This is a genomic window from Sulfurovum sp. bin170 (assembly GCF_010892395.1).
Classification (GTDB): domain Bacteria; phylum Campylobacterota; class Campylobacteria; order Campylobacterales; family Sulfurovaceae; genus UBA1140.
The window spans coordinates 1-2,405 of the sequence record NZ_JAACKB010000377.1 but is presented as its reverse complement, the minus strand read 5'-3'; the positions used below and the strand labels follow the sequence as shown (position 1 = coordinate 2,405).

Annotated in this window: 4 protein-coding genes; all 4 read left to right on the top strand. The window is 35.1% G+C overall.

What is annotated here, in order from left to right:
• Positions 1-142: 142 nt before the first annotated feature.
• Positions 143-1,111, top strand: a complete 969-nt coding sequence (locus GSY74_RS08965) for a Gfo/Idh/MocA family protein (RefSeq protein ID WP_164664766.1) — start codon at positions 143-145, stop codon at positions 1,109-1,111.
• Positions 1,108-1,755 carry an acyltransferase gene (locus GSY74_RS08960; protein ID WP_164664765.1) on the top strand — a complete coding sequence of 216 codons (648 nt, stop codon included), beginning with the start codon at positions 1,108-1,110 and terminating at the stop codon, positions 1,753-1,755. The genes GSY74_RS08965 and GSY74_RS08960 overlap by 4 nt, the downstream gene beginning before the upstream one ends.
• Complete coding sequence (locus GSY74_RS08955; protein ID WP_164664764.1) at positions 1,755-2,009, top strand: hypothetical protein; 255 nt, start codon at positions 1,755-1,757, stop codon at positions 2,007-2,009. The genes GSY74_RS08960 and GSY74_RS08955 overlap by 1 nt, the downstream gene beginning before the upstream one ends.
• Positions 2,006-2,405 (top strand): PIN domain-containing protein (locus GSY74_RS08950; protein WP_223157519.1); only part of this gene is annotated, 400 nt, incomplete at its 3' end. The genes GSY74_RS08955 and GSY74_RS08950, both read left to right, overlap by 4 nt.

Below are 2,405 nucleotides of genomic sequence, written 5' to 3'. Positions count from 1 at the left end.
ATAAATAGTTCGGGTGTGAACACGCCGATTCCGAAAATGCAGATTGCATATAAGGAACCGATGGCTTCAGCCTCGCTAATTCATTGGCATTGGGCTAAATCCACCGATTCCAAAGCAGTTTATATAGATAAGGAAAAAAAATATGAGCAATAAAAACTTCGCCTTAATCGGAGCATCAGGATATATAGCCCCAAGACATATGAGAGCGATAAAGGATACAGGTAATGAACTAGTAGCAGCACTTGACCCATATGATGGAATAGGGATAATAGATAGCTATTTTCCACAAGCTAGTTTTTTCACGGAGTTTGAGAGATTTGATAGATTTGTAGATAAGTATAGAAGAGATACAGGTAAAAAAATCGATTATATCTCCATCTGTTCACCTAATTATCTGCACGATTCACACATACGGTTTGCACTAAGAAATGGGGCTGATGCTATATGTGAGAAGCCATTGGTACTTAACCCTTGGAATATTGACCAGTTGAAGATTATAGAAAAAGAGAGTGGTCAGAAGATATATAATATCTTGCAACTTCGACTACATCCATCTATCATTGCTCTTAAAGAGAGAGTTGCTAAAGAGTTAGCAGAGAATCCAGATAAGATATATGATATTGACTTGACCTATCTAACTAGTAGAGGAAAATGGTATTTTATCTCTTGGAAAGGTGATATGGAAAAATCTGGAGGAGTCGCTTCTAATATTGGAGTACATTTTTATGATATGCTCTGTTGGATATTTGGTGATGTTGAGGAGAATATTGTTCATCTCAAAACCCCTGATGCCAATGCAGGTTTTTTCAAACTTAAAAATGCAACGGTAAGATGGTTTCTTTCTGTAAATTATGACTATATTCCTGATGATATAAAAGCTACAGGGCAGAGAACTTATAGAAGCATTACCGTTGATGGAGAAGAGATGGAGTTCTCTGGTGGATTTACAGATTTGCATACAAGAAGCTATGAAGAGATACTCAAAGGTAATGGCTTTGGGCTTGAGGAGGCGTATGGTTCGATAAGTACCGTCTCGACCATACGAAATCTTGAACCAATTGGGATGAAGGGTGATTATCATCCATTTTGTAAGAGGGTTCTTGGGAAATGAGTGAAGAGGGTAAGTATCTAAATAGAGAATCTTGGAAAAGTAGACGGAAGCCTAAGTATATTAAAGAGAAAAAAAAGGGTGAGTTTTTTGTTCATGAGAGTAGTATTGTTGATTCTGATGTGACTATTGGTGATGGTACAAAAATTTGGCATTTTTCACATATATTATCAAATACAACCATAGGGAACAGGTGTTCATTTGGTCAAAACTGTGTAGTTGGGGGAAATGTCAAAGTAGGTAGTGGTGTCAAAGTGCAAAACAATGTCTCTATCTATGATGGTGTTGAGATAGAAGATGATGTTTTTTTAGGTCCCTCTATGGTTTTTACAAATGTGATTAACCCACGAGCTTTTATCCAAAGAAAAGAGGAGTTCAAAAAGACACTTCTCAAAAAGGGTTGCTCTATTGGTGCTAATGCTACTATTATCTGTGGTGTTACTATTGGAGAGTATGCACTTATTGGAAGTGGAGCTGTTGTTAATAGAGATGTAAAACCTTATGCTCTGATGGTTGGGGTTCCTGCTAGGCAGATTGGTTGGGTAGGTATTAGTGGGAATACGCTTAAATTTATTGATGGTGTTGCTACTGATAGTTATGATGGTAAAAAGTATGCTATAATCGGTGAAAATCTAAAGGAGATATAATGCAACTACTAATCAACATCCCTGACTCTCTAGCCAATAAAATCATACAGATACTAAATGTATTTAAGAGTGATGGTTTAGAGATTGTAAGAAAAATAGACCGTAGTGAAGAGAGTCTCCCTAAATATAGTGATGAATATATAGAAAAAAATTGGAAAGAGCTGATTATGACAATAAAAAGTGATACGGACTATCATAAAAGTGAGCAGTATCAACTAGATAGAGGGGAGTACCTCATGGAGAAATATAAGTGAATATTTTAGTTGACCTAAATATTATTTTAGATTATTACAGTAATGAAAGAAGAGTAAAATTTAAAGAGTCTGTAGAAGCCCTTACGAATCTATTTAAGAGTCAAAATTATGTAGCTTATATCTCCTCTTCATCATTAGATAATTTAGAGTTTATTAAAGCGAGTGAACTTAAAAGAGGGTTTGGTTATGCTGATAAGCGAATTTTGAAAAATTTTATATTAGAGATTTTAACTCTCTTTAAAATTGCAAAAACACCATCGTATTTAGAACTTGATTATGATGATATAGAGGATTCGCAAGTTATTGCTTCTGCTAAAGCTGTTGATGCAAAAGTTCTTACACGAGATAAAGGTATGTTAGAGAAGTATTCAAATATTGCACTTGCACCAAAAGATT

What these genes read in the sequence shown, in the direction of transcription:
- GSY74_RS08955 (WP_164664764.1), top strand. Translation starts at nt 1,755, where the DNA reads ATGCAACTACTAATCAACATCCCTGACTCTCTAGCCAATAAAATCATA.
- GSY74_RS08965 (WP_164664766.1), top strand. Translation starts at nt 143, where the DNA reads ATGAGCAATAAAAACTTCGCCTTAATCGGAGCATCAGGATATATAGCC.
- GSY74_RS08960 (WP_164664765.1), top strand. Translation starts at nt 1,108, where the DNA reads ATGAGTGAAGAGGGTAAGTATCTAAATAGAGAATCTTGGAAAAGTAGA.